Raw genomic sequence first — 18,834 nt, forward strand, 5'->3', positions numbered from 1 at the left:
CCCGGCCCCATGCGGGTGCCCTCCCGTCCCCTCCACCGTGCACCGTCGTCGGTCCTCCCGATCACAGGACCGCCCCGACGCGGGCGCGCGGAGCCGATCCCGAAGTTCCGGGGAGAACCGCGTCCGGGAGCCGTTGCGCGCGGGGACGGCACTCGGCTACGGTGCGGACCATGACCCCTGCCCCCGCCGTTCGTCTTCGTGCCCGCACCGACGAGGACCTCGACGCGCTCTACGAGATCGCGTCGGATCTGGACACCTGGGAGGAGCGCAACCCGGGCCGGCCCGTGACCGTGACGCGCGAGGCCTGGCGGTCGCGTCTCGCCGAGCGCGAGGCCGAGCCCGGCGGCAACGTCAGCTTCGTGATCGATGAGGCGGGCCAGGCCGTCGGGACGATCGGGCTCTTCGACTTCGACGGGCTCTCCGGGCATGCGGAGGTGGGGATCGCGCTCACGCCGTCGGCACGAGGGCGCGGGATCGGCACGGAGGCCATCGCGCAGATCCTCGAGTTCGCGTTCGTGCGGTGCAACCTGCACCGGGTGCACCTGGAGGTGATCGGGTCGAACGCGCCGGCGATCCGCGCCTACGAGAAGTCGGGGTTCGTCGTGGAAGGTCGCCAGCGTGAGCACGCGTGGGTCCGCGGCGCGTACACGGACATCGTGCGCATGGGGCTTCTCCGCGCGGAGTGGTTCGCGCGCCGGACCGACGGCGCGGGCGCCCGGACGGCGTGAGGTCCGCACCCGCCGAGGGCTCGACCCTGGCGACCCCTCATGCGGCCGCGTTAGGGACCTCCTCCAGCGAGAAGTAGACCGGGATGCCTCGCTCGCGCGCGATCGCCACGTCCTGATCCGCGCCGCGCGAATCGCCGGGGAGGCGCAGGACAGCGTCGCAGTGCTGCAGGAGCCGCTCCGCCGTGGGGTACATGACCTCGGCGGCGAGCGGGTCGGTCGGCCCGCTCGCCCCCGCGCTGGCAAGGACGGGCAGGGCCACCCACTCTCCGATCATCGGGATGTGTCCCGCCCGGAAGATCGGCCAGGCGGCCTCCTCCAGGCGTTCGAGGTTGCGCGCCATCAGCTCGGGGTCGCCTCCGGTCCCGGATGCGTAGGGGCCGGCGATCAGGATGAGTAGGGGTTTCGTCATGGCGTCAAGATACAGTAAGAACGTGAAGAAATCGGAAGGAACGTGAATGCTCGCCGCAGCACGCAAGGAACTGCTGATGGAGCGATTGCGCACGCACGGGCGCATCGTCGCGAAGGAGGTCGCCGCTGAACTGGGGCTGTCAGAGGACAGCATCCGCCGCGACCTGCGCGAGCTCGACGCGGCCGGACTTGCCGTGCGCGTCTACGGCGGAGCGCTCCCGGCCTCCCCGGCCGTCGTCGACTACACCGCCCGGACCGCCGTCGCGGCCGAGAGCAAGCGCAGGGTCGCCGAAGCGGCGGTCCGCCTGATCGAGCCGGGCAGTGCCGTGCTGCTCGACGGGGGCACGACGGCGCTGGCCGTCGCCGAGGCGCTCCCTCGCCCCTTCACCGGAACCGTCATCACGCACAGCCCCACGGTCGCCGCGGCCCTCCTTCACCACGACGCCGAGATCCTGCTCATCGGAGGCCGCGTCTTCAAGCATTCGGCCGTCGCGTGCGGAGCGGCGGCGATCGAGGCGGCCAGCAGGATCAGCGCGGACCTGTTCCTCCTCGGCGTCACCGGGATCCATCCGCAGGCGGGTCTCACCACGGGCGACGCGGACGAGGCGGCGATGAAGCGCGCCCTCGCCGCCCGGGCGGCCGAGACGTACGTGCTCGGCAGCGCGGAGAAGGTGGGCGCCGCGTCCCGCTTCTGCGTCCTGCCCGTCGACGCGGTCGCCGGGATCGTGATCGACAAGAGCCCCGAGGACCCCGTCTCGCGCGAGCTCGCCGCCGCGGGAGGTCGTCTGGTCCCCGCGCGCTGAGCCCGGGGGCGCCGTATCCTGGTTCCGGCGAACGGAGGAGCACGGTGCGGGCGGACGAGACGGGGAGCGCCCGCAGGACGGAGCTCCGTGAGGACCGAGGCTACTACGCGGGTCTGCGAGGCGTCCGCCATGCCGGCCGTCGCGGGATGCTCGCCGTCGCGGTCGTCCTCGCCGCGTACTTCGCGCTGGCCGGAGCCGGATCCGCTCTCGTGATCCCCGCCGTGGAATCGGCGGGATTCCCGGGGGCGCGCACACCGCTGTCCCTGCTGATGATCGCCCTCATGCTCCCGGTCGTGTGGGGGACGCAGCGTCTCGTCTTCGGCGTGCCCGGGCGGTGGCTGCACTCCGTCTCCGGGCGTTTTCGGGCACGGCTCGCGCGGACGGCGGCGCTGGTCACGGTCCCCGCGTTCGGCATCGTGATCGGCACGGACTGGCTGATGGAGGGCGCACCCGCGTTCGCGCCGATCGCGCCCTCGTCCCTGCTCGCCCTCCTCTTGGGGATCCTTGTCGCGCCGTTCCAGGCGGCGACCGAGGAGTACATGTTCCGCGGACTGATCGGCCGGTCGGTCGCGACCTGGTTCCATCCCGCCTTCGTCGGAACCGCGATGAGCATGGTCGTCACCACCATCCTTTTCGCCTCGTTCCACGGCACCGCGGATCCTTGGCGCCTGGCCTTCTACGCGGTGTTCGGCGCGTGCGCATCGCTCATGACGTGGCGCAGCGGCGGCGTGGAGGCCGCGGTCGTGATGCACACCGTGAACAACATCGCCGCTCTCGTCGGGATGATCGGCGACGGCGGCGCACCGGGATCCTCGGATCAGACCGGCCAGGGGTCGCCGCGTCTTCTTGTGGCGATGGCGGCCTGCGCGGTCGTCACGGGCGTGGTCTGGTGGGCCTCCACACTGGCGGCGCGTCGCGGAACGCCGTCTCGGGCCGAGACGACACCGTAAGACGGATGGGTCTCAGCCCTGCGCGGCCCACATCGCGATCGCGGAGGCGATCGCCAGGGCGAGGGCGACGACGAGGGTGATCCGCGGGATCGCCTTTCGCGCTCGGGGCGAGCGGCGCCCGACGAGCAGGGCTGTGACGGACGCCGCGAGCAGGAGCAGGCCGCCCTGGAGCGCGGCGAGGATCGCGACGTTCTGCGTCGTGGCGCCCGCCCCGATCGTGGGCAGCGCCAGAAGCATGAGGAGGACCGGGGCGACGACGATGACTCCGAGGGAGAGCGACCAGGCACGGCTCGTCCCGTCCTCGGCGCCATCGTCGTGGGGGTGAACGGCGGCCATCACACCGCAGACACGGCCATGGTCGCTCCCAGGCCCACCGTCCCCGCCGCGCCGACGACGGACAGGGCGGCGAACCAGCCCTGCCCCGTCATCATCACCGCGAGCAGCCCGCCGACGGCGACGAGGGCGAACGCTCCGAAGGCGATCCACCAGATGATCCCGCGTCGATCGGCTGCCTGCATGCTGTCCTCCTGGATAACCCACGGCGCCGCCGGAGAGACGGCCCTCACCCTGGTTGTTGCCGGATGAGAGGGTGGGGTTACATCGGATTCCGGATGTAACCTTCCGGGCCGATCCGGCAACAACCAGAAGTGTGGGGTTCGAGATCACGGGTTCACGCCTTCCGCGGCCGGCGTCGGCGGCGGTCGCGCGTGCGTTCGAGGATCTGTTCCGGGCCTACCATGCCGTGATCGTGACGGCGGGCTTCAACCGCCTCGGCGATCTCGGGGCGGCCGAGGACGCCGCCGCAGAGGTGTTTACGGCCGCGTGGCGGCGGCGGAGCGAGCACGAGACCGTGTTCACTCTGCCGTGGCTGTACACGACGCTGCGGAACGTGACCGGGAGCGAGTACCGCCGCCGGGGGAGGGCGTCGCGTCGCTATCAGCGACTGGCGGCGGAGGCTCCCGGTCATCCGACCGTCCTCATCGACGACGACGCCATCGCCGTGCGCCAGGCGGTGGCTCGGATGCGCTCCGACGACCGCGAGGTCATCTGGATGGCGTACTGGGAGGAACTGAGCCGCGAGGAGATGGCGGAGATCCTCGGGTGCTCCGTCGCCGCCGTGAAGGTGCGGCTGCACCGGGCGCGAGAGCGGCTGCGACGGCGGCTCGGCACTGACGAGACGGCGGGCGAGGGGCCCGTCGAGGAGCGGAAGGGGGTGCACGATGGACGATGACGAGCTGACGCGGCGTCTTCACGCGGCACGCCCCGAGACGCCCCGCCGCAACGCTCCGCCGTCCGTCGCGGCCGAGCGCGTCCTGCGACGGATCGTCGCGGACCCCACGGAGCACCGGGGCGCCGCACGCGGCCGGGTCCCCGCGCGTGGTCGGGTCGGCGGGCCCGTCTGGTTCGCGGCGGCCTCTGTGCTGATCCTGGTCGCCGTCGCCGTCCTGGGAGGGATATCGCTGCTGCGGCCGCCGGCCGCGGTCGCCGCCACTCCCGCCCTGCTCGTGGCGGAGCCCGTCCCCGGAACCGCAAGGGAGAACCTGATGAGCATCAGCGAATCGGTCCGTGCCGAGGGCATCGGAGCGAGCGACGTCGTCCGCTTCCAGACCTGGGCGCTCTCGTTCGACCCGGAGTCGGGCGAGCCTCCCTCCCAGATCGTCCCCGAAGAGCATCTGATCCGCCGGTCGGCCGATGGGGCGGTCGAGATCGAGGTCCGCGCAGGGACGCCGACCGCCGCCGACGGCACCGCGGTGCCGGATCCCACGCCCGCGCCCGGCACCGTCCTGTGGACCGACACCCGGCCGGCGGGAGAGGGAGCGGGCTTCTTCGGCGATGTTCCGGGCTCCGCGGCGGAGATGGCGGAGTTCTTCCGGGCCAGCGGCGTGCTCGTCGGCGAGAGCAGCGGGGAGTACTTCTCGGCCGTGCGCCTCCTCCTCTCGGAACGCACCCTCGACGCCGAACAGCAGGCGGCGCTCGTCGAGTTCCTCGCCACGCTCCCGGATGTCGCGGTCGACGGGAGCGTGACGGACCGTCTCGGACGCCGAGGCGTCTCCGTCAGCACGGACTCTCGTGCCCCGAGGGAGTATCGGGATACCCTGGTGCTCAGCGCCGCTCAGGGTGTTCTCGCATACGAGGCGACCTACATCGGCTCCTCGCGCACGGACATCCCCTCCCCGGCGGTGATCGAATACGTGGCGTGGAGATGACCGAACGCCGGGCGGCTCGAACGGAAGGTCCCGGGTATGCATCGGTTGCGGTCTCTGCTCACCGTCGCGGCGGCTGCGCTGCTCGTCGTCGGCGGACTGTTCGCCCCCATGGCGGCACAAGCCTCCTCGGACGACCTCCAGGAACGAGTGGATCAGGTCTTGGCCGCCTATCCGGGCGGCGAGCAGACCGGTCCCGGGGAGATCACGTGGGACGATGGCGCGGTCGTGCTGACGCTTCTCCCGGGGACGGCGGACTCGGCGTTCGCGCGGGGAGTGGGCTCGTGCGCCGACGGGACGTTCTGCGCCTTCAGCGGCTCCTCGCTCTCCGGCGCGCGGATCTCCTTCACCAGCTGTTCGGGGGCCAACTCCGTCGCTCCGCTGGGGAGCCCCGTCCGCAGCATCGCGAACGCCCGCTCCTCCGGTGTGGTCGTCGCCTACAACGGCTCGTCGGCGGTCGCCTCCGTCGGAGCCGGCGCCTGGACCAACACCTCCGCGACGATCACGCGCCTGGGCTGCTGACCGCGTCCCTTTCACGACCGTCCAGGGCGAGCGACATCGCCGCCTCCACATGGATGGCCGTCGTCGGGAAGACCGGGACGGGGGCGTCCTCGGCCCGGATGAGGAGCTCGATCTCGGTGCATCCCAGGAGGATCCCCTCCGCCCCCTCCCGGACCAGGCGATCGATCACGACCTGGAACCGCCGTCGGGACTCCTCGCGCACCACACCGTGCACCAGTTCGGCGTAGATCACGTCGTGGACGACGGCGCGTTCGCCGGCGCTCGGCACGATGGCGGCGATGCCGTGCCGGGCGAGGCGATCGCGATAGAAGGACTGCTCCATCGTGAATGCTGTGCCGAGCAGGCCCACCGTGCGGAGCCCGGCCGCGGCCACCGCAGCCGCGGCGGCGTCCGCGATGTGCAGGAACGGAATCGCGACCGCCTCCTCGATCCGGTCGGCGACGAGGTGCATCGTGTTCGTGCAGAGCACGAGGAGGTCGGCCCCGGCGGCTTCGAGTCGGCGGGCCCGCTCCGCGAGCAGATCCCCGGCAGCCTCCCAGTCACCCCGGGACTGGAGGGCCTCGACCTCGGCGAAATCGACGGAGTCCAGGACGATCCGCGCCGAGTGATGTCCGCCGAGCTCCCGCCGGACGAGTTCGTTCGCCAGGCGGTACCACTCCGCTGACGACTCCCAGCTCATCCCGCCCAGCACGCCCACCGTCTTCATGTCGCCCACGCTACCGTCCTGCGCCCTCCGGACGCCGGTCGCTATCGTCGAGTCATGACCGCGCACGACGCCGCCGGTGCCGAGGATCCGCGCCTGATCGAGATCGCCGTCGAGCTCTATACCGCCCCGCCTGGAGAGTTCGTCGCACGGCGCAACTCCCTGGCGCAGGAGGACGGCGAGCGCGACCGCGCCGCGAGGATCCGGGCCCTGAGGAAGCCGTCCGTCGCGGCGTGGGTGGTGAACGTCTTCGCCACGGAGCGCGCGGACCGGCTCGCCACCGCGCTGGAGCTGGCGGCCGAGCTGCGAGAGGCGCAGGAGGACCTCGACGCCAGGTCGCTCGCGGAGCTGGGAAGACAGCGCCGCGCGCTGACGACCCAGCTCGCGCGCGAGGCCGCCGCGCTCGCCACCGCGCGAGGGGAGCGGGTGACGGAGTCCACCGTCGAGGCGGTGCGCCAGACGATCGCCGCGGCGTTCTTCGATCCGCAGGCCGCCATGGCGGTGGCGTCCGGTCGACTCGTCCGGGAGCTCGAGGCCTCCTCGGGAACCCCGGTCGACCCCGCGTCGGTCGTCGGAGGCGGCGCGCCGTCTGTGATCACCGCGGCCACGGAGGGCCCGCCGACCGACGAGCTCCGCGCACGCCGGGAGCGCAAGGCGGCCGAGCGGGAGGTCCGTGAGGCGGAACAGGAGCTGCAGCGGGCGCAGCGCGCGCAGGACCGAGCGGAACGGGACCACGCCGAGGCCGTGACCCGGACGGAGCGGCTGACGGCCCGGGCTGCGGAGCTGGAGCAGGAACTGGCCCGCGTCCGTGCCGACATCGAGGCGAACGCCGCCGCGGTGGAGGGGGTGAGCGCTGAACGCGCGTCCGCTGCGGAACGGGTGGCGCAGGCGCAGGACCGACTCGACGCGGCACGGTCCGCGCTGCCGGAGCAGTAGTCGCCGGCCGGCGACAGGCCGGAGCAGCGTCAGACGTCGGGCGACGGGTCCGTCAAGCCGTTGCGGAACGCGTAGACGACCGCCTGCACGCGGTCGCGCATGCCCAGCTTCTGCAGGACGCGTCCCACGTGCGTCTTCACGGTCGACTCGGAGAGCCAGAGGCGCTCGGCGATCTCGCCGTTCGACAGTCCCTCCACCAGCGCGTCGAACACGTCCCGTTCACGGTCCGTGAGCACGCGGAGGCGGTCGGATGCCGCCTCTCGCGCCGCCTTCTGTGCCCGGCGGACGGGGTCGTCGGCGGCGCGGGAGAGGGCGCCGAAGCGCCGCAGCAGCTCCGAGGTCACCCGGGGCGCGAGGACGGCGTCGCCGTCGGCGACCGCCTGGATCGCCGCGATGATGTCCTGAGCGTCCGAGTCCTTCAGGAGGAAGCCGCTCGCCCCCGCCTCGATCGCGCCGAACGCATACGCGTCGAGGTCGAAGGTCGTGAGCACCAGCACCCGACCGAGCTCGGCGGATGTGATCTGCCGGGTGGCCTCGATGCCGTCCATCCGTGGCATCTGGACGTCCATGAGGACGACGTCGGGCCGGTGCACCGCGGCCAGAGCGACGGCCTCGATGCCGTCCGAGGCCTCGCCGACGATCTCGATCCCGGTGGTCGCGCCGAGAACCATCGCCAGTCCGGTCCGGATGAGCGCCTGGTCGTCGACGAGCAGGACGCGGATGTCGCTCATCGGTCGTCTCCCGGGAGGATGAGCCGCACGACCCAGCCGGCCCCGTTGCGCGGGTCCAGCGGCCCCGCGTCGAGCGAACCGCCGTAGAGGAGCGCCCTCTCGCGCATCCCCACCAGGCCACGGCCGACGCGCGCCTCCTCGTCCGGCGGCGGGGAGACCGGGCGGCCGTCGTCGTGCACCGTCGCGGTCACCTCGGCTCCGTCCACCCGCACCTCGACACCCACGACACCCGGCGCGACGGCATGGCGCATGGCGTTGGTCAACGACTCCTGCACGACGCGGAAGACCGTCATCTGCTTGCCCGCGGAGACCTCGGCCGTGCCGTCGGAGACCACCGACAGCTCCACGGGCAGACCGATGCCGCGGTACACCTCGACCAGCCGCGGCAGATCCTCGATCCCGGTGCTGGTGCGGGATCCGGCGTCGTCCGCGGCACGCTCCAGAACCCCGAGGGCGCGCCGCATCTCGTCCAGGGAGGACCGTGCGACGCCGCCGATCTGCGTCACGGCCATGCCGGCGCGGTCGGGGTCGGCAGCCAGCACGGCCGTGGCGCCGTCGGCGAGCCGGACGATGACCGAGAGCGAGTGCGAGACGATGTCGTGCACGTCCCGAGCGATGCGCGAGCGCTCCGCGAGCGCCGCGAGCTGCGCCTCCTGGTCGCGCTCGTGCTCGAGGATCCGTGCCCGTTCCAGCAGCGCCTCGACGTAGCGCCGGCGATTGCCGGCGTTCTGGCCCCACAGGAGAGCGACCAGGAGCAGGAGCAGGTCGAACACGAGGTAGGAGATGACGGTCGCGATCACGTTCCCGTCGCGGGTCACCGGCAGCAGACCGATCCCGGTCAGCAGGTGGATCCCCGACTGGGCGACCGTGAGCGCGTAGGCGGCTGCGGCGGCGACCCAGGCGCGCCGCACCGAGTCGTAGACCGCCACCGCGAACACGGCGTAGGCCGCGCCGACCGTGCCCGCATTGCTCCAGAAGGGCATCAGCAGCACCGAGGAGACGAACGCCACCGCGAACACCAGCAGCGGACGCCGGCGTCGGAACAGCACGAGCACGGTGGAGAACACGACCACGACGAGGCCCAGCAGGACATAGGCGAGGACGTCCGGCTGCAGGTCCTCGCCGACGCCGGCTCCGAGCGCGGGGAGCACCGTCAGCACCACCCAGCTCAGCGCCGTGACGGCATCCACCGCCCGGGGGTGACGCTGCCAGCGCCCGGCCGCGCGATCCAGCGGGCTCGGCGGGGCGGATGTCACGTCGCCAGTCTCCCACGCGCGGGGTCGGTCCCGTCGTCCGAGGCCCCCTCGATCCCGGCCGCCGCGTCCGTCTGCGTGGCCCTGAAGCCGACCTCCGCCAGCTCTTCGGGGATGTCCTCCCGGCTCTCCGCCTCGGCGCGACGAGCCGCACGCCGCGCCCGACGCTGCCGGCGCCGCTCTCCCCGGCGCTCGTGCAGGACCACGAGGGCGGGCACGAGCAGCAGCGTCAGCAGGGTCGAGGAGACGAGGCCGCCGATGACGACGATCGCGAGGGACTGCGAGATGAACGCGCCCCCGCCCGTGATCCCGAAGGCCATCGGAAGCAGCGCGAAGATCGTCGCGCACGCGGTCATGATGATCGGGCGCAGGCGCAGGCGGGCGCCGTGGACGACGGCATCGTCGAGGGAGGACCCGGCCCGGCGGTAGTGGTTGATGAGATCGATCAGCACGATCGCGTTCGTCACCACGATGCCGATGAGCATGAGCATGCCGATCATGGCCGGGATGCCCAGCGGCGTCCCGGTGAGCAGGAGCCCGCCGATGGCGCCCGTCGCGGCGAAGGGGACCGAGACGAGCAGCAGGAGCGGCTGCATCAGGGAGCGGAACGTCGCCACCAGGACGATGTACACCAGCGCGATCGCCGCGAGCATCGCGACGCCGAGCTCGCCGAAGGACTGGGCCTGCTCGGCGGCCGCGCCGCCCTCGTCGAGGGTCACCCCGGCCGGCAGCTCTACGTCGTCCAGTGCGGTCTGGACCGCGAGCGCCGCCGCACCGAGATCCTCGCCCGAGGGGGTGACGGAGACGGTCACGGCACGCGCGCCGTCGATCCGCGTGATCGTCGCGGGGGCGGTGACCACCTCGACGCTCGCGACGTCGCCGACACGGATCGGGGTCGCACGCACGTGCTCCAGGTCGCGCTGCGCCTGCGCGAGCCGATCCGCCTCGGCCTGCTGTGCGGCGCCCTCGTCGATCCCCTCGCGGACCGCGCGGATCTGCTCGTCCAGCCCGGTCAGGCTGCCCTCCGCGGCAGCGACGCCCTGCGACAGCTGCTGCACGGCCTTCTGGTACTCGATCGCCGTGATCGTTCCCTGCGCAGCGGGGTGGGGATCGAACGGCGGGGGAGAGGCGAGGAGGGCGGCGAGCTGATCGCGCAGCGCCGCGAGGTCCTGTTCGCCCTGCGCGCGCGCGTCATACAGGTCGTCCAGCTGTTGCTGGGTCTTCGCCTCGGCGTCGGCGCGCGCGTTCGCGGACATCTCCTCCTGCTCGCGCTGGAGGGCGTCGGCGGCGTCCTTTTGGGTCCGCTGCGCCTGCAGGGCCGAGACCGGCAGGGTGAGCGCGCGGATCGCGTCGGGATCGGTCGCCGAGGACTGGGCGCGAAGCACGAGGTCCCTGTTCTTCCCGTCGATCCCGACCTCGCCGAGACGCTCGCCCTCGACGGCCGCCGCGATGGCGCTGCCGATCTCGGGGACCGTGAAGCCCTGCGCCGCGGCGGCGGTGCGGTCCACGGAGACGGCGAGGATCGGAAGCTCGGCCGCGAGGTCGTCGCGCACCTCGCCGACGCCCGAGGCCCCGTCCAGGGCCGCGCTGATGCGCTCGGCCGCCGTCGTGAGCGCCGCCTCGTCCGCGCTCTTCACGATGACGTCGATGGTGGAGGAGGTGGTCTGCGTCGCCTGCGTGGACACGGTGATGTCGTCGGCCGCCCGGAGACCGCGGACGGCCTCGCGGATGCGCGTGAGCGTGCGATCCGGATCCGCGGCCGGTGCGATCACGACGTCGAGCAGGACCGATGCCCCCTGCTCACCGGCGGTGGTGCGGTAGGAGGCCACCCCGTCCACGGAGTCGATCGCCTTCTCCAGCGCGCCCGCGGCCTCGTCGGCGACGGCGAGTGTCGTGTCCAGCGGCATCTTCTGCTCCACCTGGACGGCGCGCGCGTCGGCGAAGCTGCCGAGCATGTCGGTCTTCAGGAAGCCCGCCGCGACGACGGTGCCCGCGAACACGAGGATCGAGACCATCAGGACCGTGACCGGTCGGCGCAGCGAGAACCGGAGCGCGGGGAGGTAGGCGCGCTGCATCCGGGTGACCCGCTCGGAGGAGTCGGTCTCGCCGAGAGGCGTCGTCCCGCTCGCGCCGGCGTCATCGGCGACGTCCGTGTTCTCCGTCGTCCGAACGGCGTCGCGCTCCGTGCCCTCCAGGACCGAGGCGGGCTCCGTGCGCCGCGAGGGGCGCCGCAGGAACCAGTAGGCGAGCACCGGGACGATCGTCAGCGAGACGATCAGGGACGCGAGCAGCGCGATCGTCACGGTGAGGGCGAACGGCCGGAACAGCTCCCCGGCGACGCCGCCGACGAGCGCGACGGGGAGGAACACGGCGACGGTCGTGAGCGTGGAGGCGGTGACGGCGCCCGCCACCTGCCCGACGGCCGTGCGGACGTCGTCGGTGCTGAGCCCTCCCGGCCCTCGCCGGCGGGCGATGTTCTCGATCACGACGATGGAGTCGTCGACGACGCGCCCGACCGCGACCGTCAGCGCCGCGAGCGTGAAGATGTTGAACGAGAACCCGCCCATGCGCAGCCCGATGACCGCGATCAGCAGCGACAGCGGGATCGACACCGCGGTGATGACGGTCGCCTTCGGCGACAGCAGGAACACCAGGATGATGAGAACGGCGAAGAGCAGGCCGAGACCGCCCTCGACAGCGAGGTCGTGAGTGGACTTCTCGATCATGGTGGACTGGTCGAACAGCGTCGTGACTTTCGCGTCGCCGCCCAGCCCGGGCAGCGCCTCGTCGATCGTCGCCGCGACGGCGTGCGACACCTGGACGGCGTTGGCATCCGGGGTCTTGGTGATCGTCAGCCCGAGCGCCGCGCGTCCGTCGGCGCGCGACAGCGTGGTCTGCGGCACGGGAGCGAGCTCCACGGTCGCCACGGCCGAGAGGGGGACAGGACCGTCCATGGTCGGCAGCGGCAGAGCGGCGAGCTCCTCCAGCGTCGTCCCCTCCTGACCGACCTCGATCGCCATGGCCGTCGTCCCGTCGTCACTCGTTCCGGCGGGGACGACGACACCGGCGGTGCGCAGCAGTGCGGAGACCGCGGACGGGTCGATCGATCGCGCCGAGAGCTCGCCGGGGTTCAGCGTCACGAGCACCCGCTCCTGCACCTGTCCGGTCACCTGGACCTTCCGCACCCCAGGCACATGCTCGATCGCGGGGACCAGGGACGCCTCGACGCGCTCGGCGAAGGCGTCGAGATCCTCGGCGCTGGTGAGGGCCAGGCTGAGCACCGGGATGTCGGAAGAGCTGCCCGCGTAGACCTCGGACTGGACGCCGTCAGGACCGGAGGCGATCACGGAGGAGGTCGTGGTGCGCAGGTCCGCGAGGATCTTCTCGTCGTCGGCGCCGAACTTCCACGTCACCGTCACCTGTCCGGATCCGCTCGAGGCGCTCGCGCGGACCTCCTCGACGTCGCCGACCGCCGACAGCGCGTCCGACAGCGGCGCCACGACCTCGCGGTCCAGCGTCTCCGCGGACGCGCCCGGCTTCATGACCGCGACGACGGCCGCCGGCTGCGACATCGACGGCAACAGTTCCTGCGTGGTCGAGGCCGTGGCCCACAGGCCGATCCCCACGACGAGGATGCTGAAGAGGGCGACGACGGCGCGGTTGGCGAGGCTGAGTCTGGTCAGCAGGGTCACGGAACCTCCAGGGCAGGGCGCACCGACGACGCGGACGCGGGGGTGGACTCTGCCACGTTAGGGAGAGGAGGCGACCCGGCACATCGGCTGAGCGGCGGATCCGCCGCCCGCCGGAATGGTCCTTTGGTACCACGGTGGCCGCGCCGGCGCGGCCCATGAGGACCAGGCGGCGGGGACGACGAAGGGGACCCGCCACGGCGGGTCCCCTTCGTGTGTGCGGTGCGACGACCGCAGGTTCTTACCGGGCGCTGCCCTTCAGGGAACCGGTGGTCTGCCCTGCCGGGTCGGCGATGATGCACTGCACGACGCGGTCGTTGAGCTGCTCCCAGGTGTCCTTGGACGGGGAGATGTAGGCCGCGTCCAGCGACGACGAGTTGTAGTCGAGGCCGACGAAGTCGGTGAACGGCTGGCCGTAGCACTGCGTCTCGGCCGCGGCGGTGATGGCGGCGTCGTCGTACTCCCCGTCATCGACCTTGAACTCGAAGAAGACCTCTTCGTCGTGCGGCTGGTCGCACGGCACCACATCGGTGTCCTCGATCATGCCGGTGCCGCTGGCCATCTTGCAGTCGCCCACCTTGAGGCTGAAGATGTCGATGTTGGAGCTCTCGGTGACCTGACCGCTCTCCTCGTCGCGCGGGGCGTCGCCCTTCCCGCCGAGAATGCCGTCGATCACGCTGCAGCCGCTCAGTGCGACCGCCAGGATGGCCGCCGATCCGGCCATCGCCAGGCGCGTGCGCGTCTTCATCATGTGAGTTTCCCCTCCCAAAGCTGTGAAACAGGACTGAATGTCCCCGGAGAACCGTACCGGTGAGAGGGAGCGAACTCAATTCGTTGAACGGAGATTCAGCCTTCGAGGTCGTCGACGCCGGGAACCCAGCTCGCTCCGGGACGCCCCCAGCCCCGCTTGCGGGCGATCTTCTGGACGGTCTTCCATTCCGAATCGGAGAGACGGTCGATGTAGAGCACCCCGTCGAGATGGTCGAACTCGTGCTGCATGATCCGGGCGCGCCAGCCGTCGACCTCGATCACGACGTCTCGCCCGTCGAGGTCGGTGCCCGTGACGCGCACGCGATCCGATCGCCGCAGCGGGAATCGCTCTCCCGGGAAGGAGAGGCACCCCTCGGACTCCTCGTCCGGGTCCGGGGAGCCGGGCTCCAGCGGTGCCATCCAGAGCACGGGGTTGATGATGACGCCGCGCCAGGGGTTGTCGTCGTCATCGACGTAGGAGTAGGTGAACAGGCGCAGCGGCACGCCCACCTGCGGGGCCGCGAGCCCCACCCCGGGGGCGAGGTCCATGGTCTCGAACATGTCCGCGACGAGGGTGCGGATCTCGTCGGTGATCTCGCCGACGGGGGCGGCGGGGGAGTGCAGGACGGGATCGCCCATGATGCGAATGGGAAGAACGGCCACGCCACAACCCTAGTGCGCGCCCCGAGGCCGGTAGGCTCGACGCGTGCACTGGGACGCGACACGGATGATGACGGAAGACGTCGGGGAGCAGCTCGTCGGCGCCTTCCAGAACCCGGGCCTGCTGATGGGCATCCCGCTCGCGCTGGCCGGGGCCGTGTTCATGTCGTTGGGCGCGCAGTACCAGCACCGCGGTGTCGAGAAGGTGGAGCGCCTCAGCGGCGCCGACGGCGCGACCGGACTCTCGATGACCCAGATCAAGGGTCTGCTCACGCGCCCGTCGTGGATCATCGGCACCCTGATGCTCGGGTTCGCGATCGTCTGCCAGCTCGCGGCGCTCTCCGTCGCCCCGCTGATCGTCGTCCAGCCGCTGGGCGCCATCGCCCTGGTCATGACCACGCTGCTGAACGCGCGGGTGTCCGGGCATTCGCCCACGAAGAAGTCCCTGATCGCGATCGCCGCCTGTGTCGGCGGGATCTTCCTCTTCGTGATGGTGGCCGCGCTGTTCGCCACCGAGCACCAGATCACCCAGACCCAGCTCTTCGTGATCCTGACGATCCTGCTGCTGGTCATCATCCTGCTCGGCGCGTGCTTCCTCGTCCTGCGCCGACGGATGCGGGCACTGTTCTACATCACGGGCGCCGGCATCCTGTACGGCTTCGTCGCGACCCTCGCCAAGGTCGTCATCACGCGGATCAAGGACCAGGACTTCGACTGGCTCACGGTGGTGTGCGTGATCGCGCTCCTCGCGGCTGGCGCCGTGGGCGCCTACTTCGTGCAGACCGCGTACAGCTCCGGCCCGCCGGATCTCGTGATCGCCGGGCTCACCGTCATCGACCCGATGATCGCGGTCCTCATCGGTCTGCTGGTGCTCGGCGAGGCCTCCGCCGCGCCGCTGTGGGCGCTGATCGCCTTCGGCATCTTCGGCGCGGTCGCCACCTGGGGCGTCGTGAGCCTCGCCCGATACCATCCGCAGGTCCTCAGCGAGAGCCAGGAACTGCCCATTGAGCGCGGAGGCGGCTCCGCCGGAGGAGCCACGGGGACGACGTCGTCGCGGGCGCCGCTGTCGCCCGAGTCGCCGATCGAGACCTCCGCCCCGGAGGGCGACGGGGAGGGGCGCCCGCCCGGCGGGCACACCGATGCCGGTGCCTGGCCGAACAACGTCGCACCGTTCCGTCGGACCGAGCAGAGCGGGTACTCCGACGATCCCGGACGCGGGTCGGGCACCCGCGGAGGTCAGTAGCTCGGGTCGATGAGGTCGGGGGAGACCTCGCTGGCCGCCGCCTCGTCGATGAAGAAGACCGTGCGCTTGCGCCCCTTGGCTCCGGCCGCGGGCACGTTCGCGTAGTTGGCGCCGGCGAGGGCGAGTCCCAGGGCAGACGCTTTCTCCGCCCCGGTCGCGACGAGCCAGATCCGCTTCGAGGCGTTGATCACCGGGCGGGTCAGGGTGACGCGCTCGGGCGGCGGCTTGGGGGAGTCCCGCACGGCGAGGGCGGCGCGGTCGGTCTCGTTGATCTCCTCCCGGTCCGGGAAGAGCGAGGCGATGTGCCCGTCCGGACCGACGCCGAGGAAGCAGACGGCGAACGAGGGCCAGCGCTGTTCCTCGGTGCCGAAGCGGCCGAGCTCGGCGGCGTAGGCCTCGGCGGCCTCGTCGAGGCCGAGCCCGGAGTCGCTCGCCGCGATCTCGTGGATGTTGGCGGCGGGGACCTCGATGCGATCCAGCAGCGCGGCCCGCGCCTGTCCGGCGTTGCGCTCCGGGTCGTCGGCGGGGACGTACCGTTCGTCCCCCCACCAGAAGTGGACGAGTGACCAGTCGATCTCGCCGGCGTCGGGACGCTCCGCCACCTCGCGCAGGACGGCGGCGCCCATGGATCCGCCGGTGAGGGCGACGTGCGCGAGGCGTCCGTCCTTGGTGCGGGCACGGATGCGGACGAGGAAGCGTTCGGCGACGAGGCGAGCGAGCTCGGCGGGGTCGTCCGCGATCACGACGCGGCGCGCGGTGGAGTCGGCCATGCGGTCAGGCCCCCGACTCCGGCGGAGCGAGACGCTCCCAGCCCTCCGTGATGACCCGGCCGTAGAGCAGGTCGGGGTCGAGCCGGCGCAGCTCCTCGGCGAGGCACTCACGAAGCGTCCGCCGGGGCAGGTGCAGTTCGTGGTCGGGCTGCCCGGGCTGCGTGAGGACCGCCGTCCCGGGAATGGGGCGCTCCAGGAGGATGTCGCCGCCCGCGCGTGTCAGACGGACGGACTTGATCCCCTCCTGCCAGTGTTCGGGATCCTCGTAGGACCAGCGGACGGGGACGTCGAGCGCGAGCTGGAGCCAGCCGGCCAGCAGCGCGGTCGAGGGAGACGCCGCCGCGCCCCGGACCTCGACCGCCGTGACCTCCTGGAAAGGCGGCTGATCGAGCACGGCGGCCAGCTGCTCGCGCCAGTGGGTGAGCCGGGTCCAGGCCAGGTCCGTGTCGCCGGGGGCGTGTGTGCGGCCCAGCAGCGCGAGGCGATCGCGCACGTCCGGTGTCGTCGCCGCATCCGTGATGCGGCGCTGGGCGATGCGTCCCAGGGGCGAGGCAGCCGGGTCGGTGGGCGCCTCCTCGGGCCACCAGGCCACGACGGGCGCGTCCGGGAGCAGGAGGCCCGTGACCAGGCTCTCCTGGTTGCTCGCGGCGTCTCCATAGGCGTGGAGGACGACCACCTCGCTGGCGCCGGCGTCGCCGCCGACGCGGATCTGCGCGTCGAGGTGCGCGTCGCCGTCGCTCGTGGTCAGCACGATCACGCGCATCGGGTGCTCGCGGGAGGCGTCGTTGGCGGCGTCGATCGCGGCCTCTGCCACGCCGTTGCGCGCGGAGATCACCAGGGTGAGCACGCGGCCGAGGGCGACGGCGCCGCCCTCCTCCCTCACCTTGACGAGCTGCTTCGCGACCTGACTGACGGTGGTGTCGGGAAGGTCGATGATCACGGTCGTCTCCAGACTCGTCCGTCGCGGGCCAGCAGGGCGTCCGCCGAGGCGGGGCCCCAGGACCCGGGGGCGTACTGCTCGAGCGGGCCGCTCTGCGCGGCCCAGTACTCCTCGACCGGGTCGAGGATCTTCCAGGACAGCTCGACCTCCTCGTGCCGCGGGAACAGCGGCGGGTCGCCGAGCAGCACGTCGAGGATGAGACGCTCGTACGCCTCGGGGCTGGCCTCGGTGAAGGCGTGGCCGTAGCCGAAGTCCATGGTGACGTCGCGGACGTTGGAACCCGCGCCGGGCACCTTGGAGCCGAACCGGATCGTGACGCCCTCGTCGGGCTGCACCCGGATCACCAGCGCGTTCTGCCCGAGCTCGGAGGTCTGGGAGCGGCCGAACAGGTGCTCCGGCGCGCGCTTGAAGACGACGGCGATCTCCGTCACCCGGCGCCCGAGCCGCTTGCCGGTGCGCAGGTAGAACGGGACGCCGGCCCACCGGCGGGTGTTGATCTCCAGCTTGACGGCCGCATACGTCTCCGTCGTGGAGTCGGGGTTCATCCCCTCCTCGGCGAGGAAGCCGGCGACCTTCTCGCCGCCCTGCCATCCGCCGGCGTACTGGCCGCGGGCGGTGGCCTCGGCGAGGTCGTCGGGAAGGCTCACCGCGGCGAGCACCTTCTCCTTCTCCGCGCGCAGATGATCGGCGCCCAGGCTGATCGGCTCCTCCATGGCGGTGAGCGCGAGCAGCTGCAGCAGGTGGTTCTGGATGACGTCGCGGGCGGCGCCGATCCCGTCGTAGTAGCCCGCGCGGCCGCCCACGCCGATGTCCTCGGCCATGGTGATCTGGACGTGATCGACGTAGTTGCGGTTCCAGATCGGCTCGTACAGCTCGTTGGCGAAGCGCAGAGCCAGGATGTTCTGGACCGTCTCCTTGCCCAGATAGTGGTCGATCCGGAAGATGGAGTCGGCCGGGAACGTCCCTTCCAGCGCGTCGTTGAGAGCGCGCGCGGAGGCGAGGTCGTGCCCGAACGGCTTCTCGATGACCACGCGGCGCCATCCCTGGGTCCCGCGCCTCTCGTCCACCAGGCCGGAGTCCCGCAGCTGCTTGGCCACGAGGGGGAAGTCCTTCGGCGGGATGGACAGGTAATAGGCGTGGTTGCCCATCGTTCCGCGCTCGACGTCGAGCTTCTCGACGGTCTCGCGCAGGCGCCGGAACGCGTCCTGGTCGCCGAACTCGCCCTGCACGAAACGGATGCCCTGCAGCAGCTGCTGCCAGGTCTCGTCACGGAACGGCGTGCGCGCGTGCTCCTTGACGGCCTCGTACACGACCTGGGCGAAGTCCTGGTCCTCCCAGTCGCGCCGGGCGAACCCGACCAGCGCGAAACCGGGGGGCAGGAGCCCCCGGTTCGCGAGGTCGTACACCGCCGGCATCAGCTTCTTGCGGGACAGGTCGCCGGTGACGCCGAAGATCACGAGCGCGCTCGGGCCCGCGATGCGGCTCAGCCGCCGGTCGTCGGGATCACGCAGCGGGTTGTTCCCGGCGGAGATGGGGACGGTCAT

General features: G+C 71.8%; 20 protein-coding genes. 8 read left to right on the forward strand and 12 right to left on the reverse strand.

What is annotated here, in order from left to right; all coding sequences use genetic code 11:
* The first annotated feature begins 170 nt into the window (after nt 1–170).
* Nucleotides 171–728, forward strand: a complete 558-nt coding sequence (locus K8F61_RS03580; protein WP_231820708.1) for a GNAT family N-acetyltransferase — start codon at nt 171–173, stop codon at nt 726–728.
* Between the two features lie 37 nt (nt 729–765).
* Here K8F61_RS03580 and K8F61_RS03585 read toward each other — a convergent pair whose 3' ends face one another.
* A complete protein-coding gene (locus tag K8F61_RS03585; protein WP_231820709.1) occupies nt 766–1,137 on the reverse strand; it encodes a DUF4406 domain-containing protein in 372 nt (123 codons plus the stop codon).
* 46 nt (nt 1,138–1,183) lie between these two features.
* Between K8F61_RS03585 and K8F61_RS03590 the strand changes: the two genes are divergently transcribed.
* Together K8F61_RS03590 and K8F61_RS03595 are read left to right on the forward strand one after the other, a co-directional pair.
* Nucleotides 1,184–1,939, forward strand: coding sequence for a DeoR/GlpR family DNA-binding transcription regulator (locus K8F61_RS03590; RefSeq protein WP_231820710.1), 756 nt, complete (start codon nt 1,184–1,186; stop codon nt 1,937–1,939).
* Between the two features lie 44 nt (nt 1,940–1,983).
* Nucleotides 1,984–2,889, forward strand: coding sequence for a CPBP family intramembrane glutamic endopeptidase (locus K8F61_RS03595; RefSeq protein ID WP_231820711.1), 906 nt, complete (start codon nt 1,984–1,986; stop codon nt 2,887–2,889).
* A gap of 12 nt (nt 2,890–2,901) precedes the next feature.
* On the opposite strand, the gene K8F61_RS03600 is transcribed toward K8F61_RS03595, so the two are convergent.
* Entirely contained in the window at nt 2,902–3,225 is a 324-nt protein-coding gene (locus tag K8F61_RS03600; RefSeq protein WP_067244592.1) for a hypothetical protein, read from the reverse strand.
* The gene (locus K8F61_RS03605; protein WP_067244590.1) at nt 3,225–3,407 is read right to left on the reverse strand and encodes a hypothetical protein; all 183 of its coding nucleotides are present in this window, start codon (nt 3,405–3,407) and stop codon (nt 3,225–3,227) included. Before K8F61_RS03605 ends, K8F61_RS03600 begins: the two co-directional genes overlap by 1 nt.
* Nucleotides 3,408–3,631: 224 nt before the next feature.
* On the opposite strand from K8F61_RS03605, the gene K8F61_RS03610 reads away from it, so the two are divergent.
* From K8F61_RS03610 to K8F61_RS03620, 3 genes are read left to right on the forward strand one after another with little or no spacing between them, the layout of a single operon-like run.
* Complete coding sequence (locus tag K8F61_RS03610; RefSeq protein ID WP_169797663.1) at nt 3,632–4,120, forward strand: RNA polymerase sigma factor; 489 nt, start codon at nt 3,632–3,634, stop codon at nt 4,118–4,120.
* On the forward strand, nt 4,110–5,096 hold the full coding sequence (locus tag K8F61_RS03615) for a hypothetical protein (RefSeq protein ID WP_231820712.1): 987 nt from the start codon (nt 4,110–4,112) through the stop codon (nt 5,094–5,096). Before K8F61_RS03610 ends, K8F61_RS03615 begins: the two co-directional genes overlap by 11 nt.
* Nucleotides 5,097–5,132: 36 nt before the next feature.
* Nucleotides 5,133–5,615 carry a hypothetical protein gene (locus tag K8F61_RS03620; protein WP_067244584.1) on the forward strand — a complete coding sequence of 161 codons (483 nt, stop codon included), beginning with the start codon at nt 5,133–5,135 and terminating at the stop codon, nt 5,613–5,615.
* Here the strand turns inward: K8F61_RS03620 and K8F61_RS03625 are convergent.
* A complete protein-coding gene (locus K8F61_RS03625; protein ID WP_067244581.1) occupies nt 5,596–6,321 on the reverse strand; it encodes an aspartate/glutamate racemase family protein in 726 nt (241 codons plus the stop codon). The genes K8F61_RS03620 and K8F61_RS03625 overlap by 20 nt on opposite strands.
* 54 nt (nt 6,322–6,375) lie before the next feature.
* Here K8F61_RS03625 and K8F61_RS03630 point away from each other — a divergent pair, with 54 nt between their 5' ends.
* Nucleotides 6,376–7,254: a serine/threonine-protein kinase gene (locus tag K8F61_RS03630; RefSeq protein ID WP_231820713.1), complete on the forward strand. Its 879-nt coding sequence runs from the start codon at nt 6,376–6,378 to the stop codon at nt 7,252–7,254.
* 29 nt (nt 7,255–7,283) lie between these two features.
* Here K8F61_RS03630 and K8F61_RS03635 read toward each other — a convergent pair whose 3' ends face one another.
* The 5 genes from K8F61_RS03635 to def form a co-directional block, all read right to left on the reverse strand.
* Nucleotides 7,284–7,985: a response regulator gene (locus tag K8F61_RS03635; RefSeq protein WP_231820714.1), complete on the reverse strand. Its 702-nt coding sequence runs from the start codon at nt 7,983–7,985 to the stop codon at nt 7,284–7,286.
* A complete protein-coding gene (locus K8F61_RS03640) occupies nt 7,982–9,241 on the reverse strand; it encodes a sensor histidine kinase (RefSeq protein ID WP_231820715.1) in 1,260 nt (419 codons plus the stop codon). The genes K8F61_RS03635 and K8F61_RS03640 overlap by 4 nt, the downstream gene beginning before the upstream one ends.
* Complete coding sequence (locus K8F61_RS03645; RefSeq protein WP_231820716.1) at nt 9,238–12,930, reverse strand: efflux RND transporter permease subunit; 3,693 nt, start codon at nt 12,928–12,930, stop codon at nt 9,238–9,240. Before K8F61_RS03645 ends, K8F61_RS03640 begins: the two co-directional genes overlap by 4 nt.
* Nucleotides 12,931–13,168: 238 nt before the next feature.
* On the reverse strand, nt 13,169–13,678 hold the full coding sequence (locus tag K8F61_RS03650; RefSeq protein WP_067244568.1) for a septum formation family protein: 510 nt from the start codon (nt 13,676–13,678) through the stop codon (nt 13,169–13,171).
* A gap of 95 nt (nt 13,679–13,773) precedes the next feature.
* Nucleotides 13,774–14,340: a peptide deformylase gene (gene def, locus K8F61_RS03655; RefSeq protein WP_084344432.1), complete on the reverse strand. Its 567-nt coding sequence runs from the start codon at nt 14,338–14,340 to the stop codon at nt 13,774–13,776.
* A gap of 64 nt (nt 14,341–14,404) precedes the next feature.
* Between def and K8F61_RS03660 the strand changes: the two genes are divergently transcribed.
* Nucleotides 14,405–15,580, forward strand: a complete 1,176-nt coding sequence (locus K8F61_RS03660) for a DMT family transporter (RefSeq protein WP_231820717.1) — start codon at nt 14,405–14,407, stop codon at nt 15,578–15,580.
* Here K8F61_RS03660 and pgl read toward each other — a convergent pair.
* From pgl to zwf, 3 genes are read right to left on the reverse strand one after another with little or no spacing between them, the layout of a single operon-like run.
* Complete coding sequence (gene pgl / locus K8F61_RS03665) at nt 15,574–16,350, reverse strand: 6-phosphogluconolactonase (RefSeq protein WP_231820718.1); 777 nt, start codon at nt 16,348–16,350, stop codon at nt 15,574–15,576. The genes K8F61_RS03660 and pgl overlap by 7 nt on opposite strands.
* 4 nt (nt 16,351–16,354) lie before the next feature.
* Nucleotides 16,355–17,290, reverse strand: a complete 936-nt coding sequence (locus tag K8F61_RS03670) for a glucose-6-phosphate dehydrogenase assembly protein OpcA (RefSeq protein ID WP_067244561.1) — start codon at nt 17,288–17,290, stop codon at nt 16,355–16,357.
* Nucleotides 17,287–18,834, reverse strand: coding sequence for a glucose-6-phosphate dehydrogenase (gene zwf, locus K8F61_RS03675; protein WP_067244559.1), 1,548 nt, complete (start codon nt 18,832–18,834; stop codon nt 17,287–17,289). Before zwf ends, K8F61_RS03670 begins: the two co-directional genes overlap by 4 nt.

It is taken from the genome of Microbacterium resistens (genome assembly GCF_021172025.1).
Taxonomy (GTDB): domain Bacteria; phylum Actinomycetota; class Actinomycetes; order Actinomycetales; family Microbacteriaceae; genus Microbacterium; species Microbacterium resistens.

Bases quoted from the DNA above. Each gene is read 5' to 3' on its own strand.
- zwf (WP_067244559.1), bottom strand. From the start codon at position 18,834: ATGACCGTCCCCATCTCCGCCGGGAACAACCCGCTGCGTGATCCCGAC.
- K8F61_RS03590 (WP_231820710.1), top strand. From the start codon at position 1,184: ATGCTCGCCGCAGCACGCAAGGAACTGCTGATGGAGCGATTGCGCACG.
- K8F61_RS03580 (WP_231820708.1), top strand. From the start codon at position 171: ATGACCCCTGCCCCCGCCGTTCGTCTTCGTGCCCGCACCGACGAGGAC.
- K8F61_RS03660 (WP_231820717.1), top strand. From the start codon at position 14,405: ATGATGACGGAAGACGTCGGGGAGCAGCTCGTCGGCGCCTTCCAGAAC.
- K8F61_RS03650 (WP_067244568.1), bottom strand. From the start codon at position 13,678: ATGATGAAGACGCGCACGCGCCTGGCGATGGCCGGATCGGCGGCCATC.
- K8F61_RS03625 (WP_067244581.1), bottom strand. From the start codon at position 6,321: ATGAAGACGGTGGGCGTGCTGGGCGGGATGAGCTGGGAGTCGTCAGCG.
- K8F61_RS03620 (WP_067244584.1), top strand. From the start codon at position 5,133: ATGCATCGGTTGCGGTCTCTGCTCACCGTCGCGGCGGCTGCGCTGCTC.
- K8F61_RS03615 (WP_231820712.1), top strand. From the start codon at position 4,110: ATGGACGATGACGAGCTGACGCGGCGTCTTCACGCGGCACGCCCCGAG.
- K8F61_RS03600 (WP_067244592.1), bottom strand. From the start codon at position 3,225: ATGGCCGCCGTTCACCCCCACGACGATGGCGCCGAGGACGGGACGAGC.
- K8F61_RS03585 (WP_231820709.1), bottom strand. From the start codon at position 1,137: ATGACGAAACCCCTACTCATCCTGATCGCCGGCCCCTACGCATCCGGG.
- K8F61_RS03630 (WP_231820713.1), top strand. From the start codon at position 6,376: ATGACCGCGCACGACGCCGCCGGTGCCGAGGATCCGCGCCTGATCGAG.
- pgl (WP_231820718.1), bottom strand. From the start codon at position 16,350: ATGGCCGACTCCACCGCGCGCCGCGTCGTGATCGCGGACGACCCCGCC.
- K8F61_RS03635 (WP_231820714.1), bottom strand. From the start codon at position 7,985: ATGAGCGACATCCGCGTCCTGCTCGTCGACGACCAGGCGCTCATCCGG.
- K8F61_RS03605 (WP_067244590.1), bottom strand. From the start codon at position 3,407: ATGCAGGCAGCCGATCGACGCGGGATCATCTGGTGGATCGCCTTCGGA.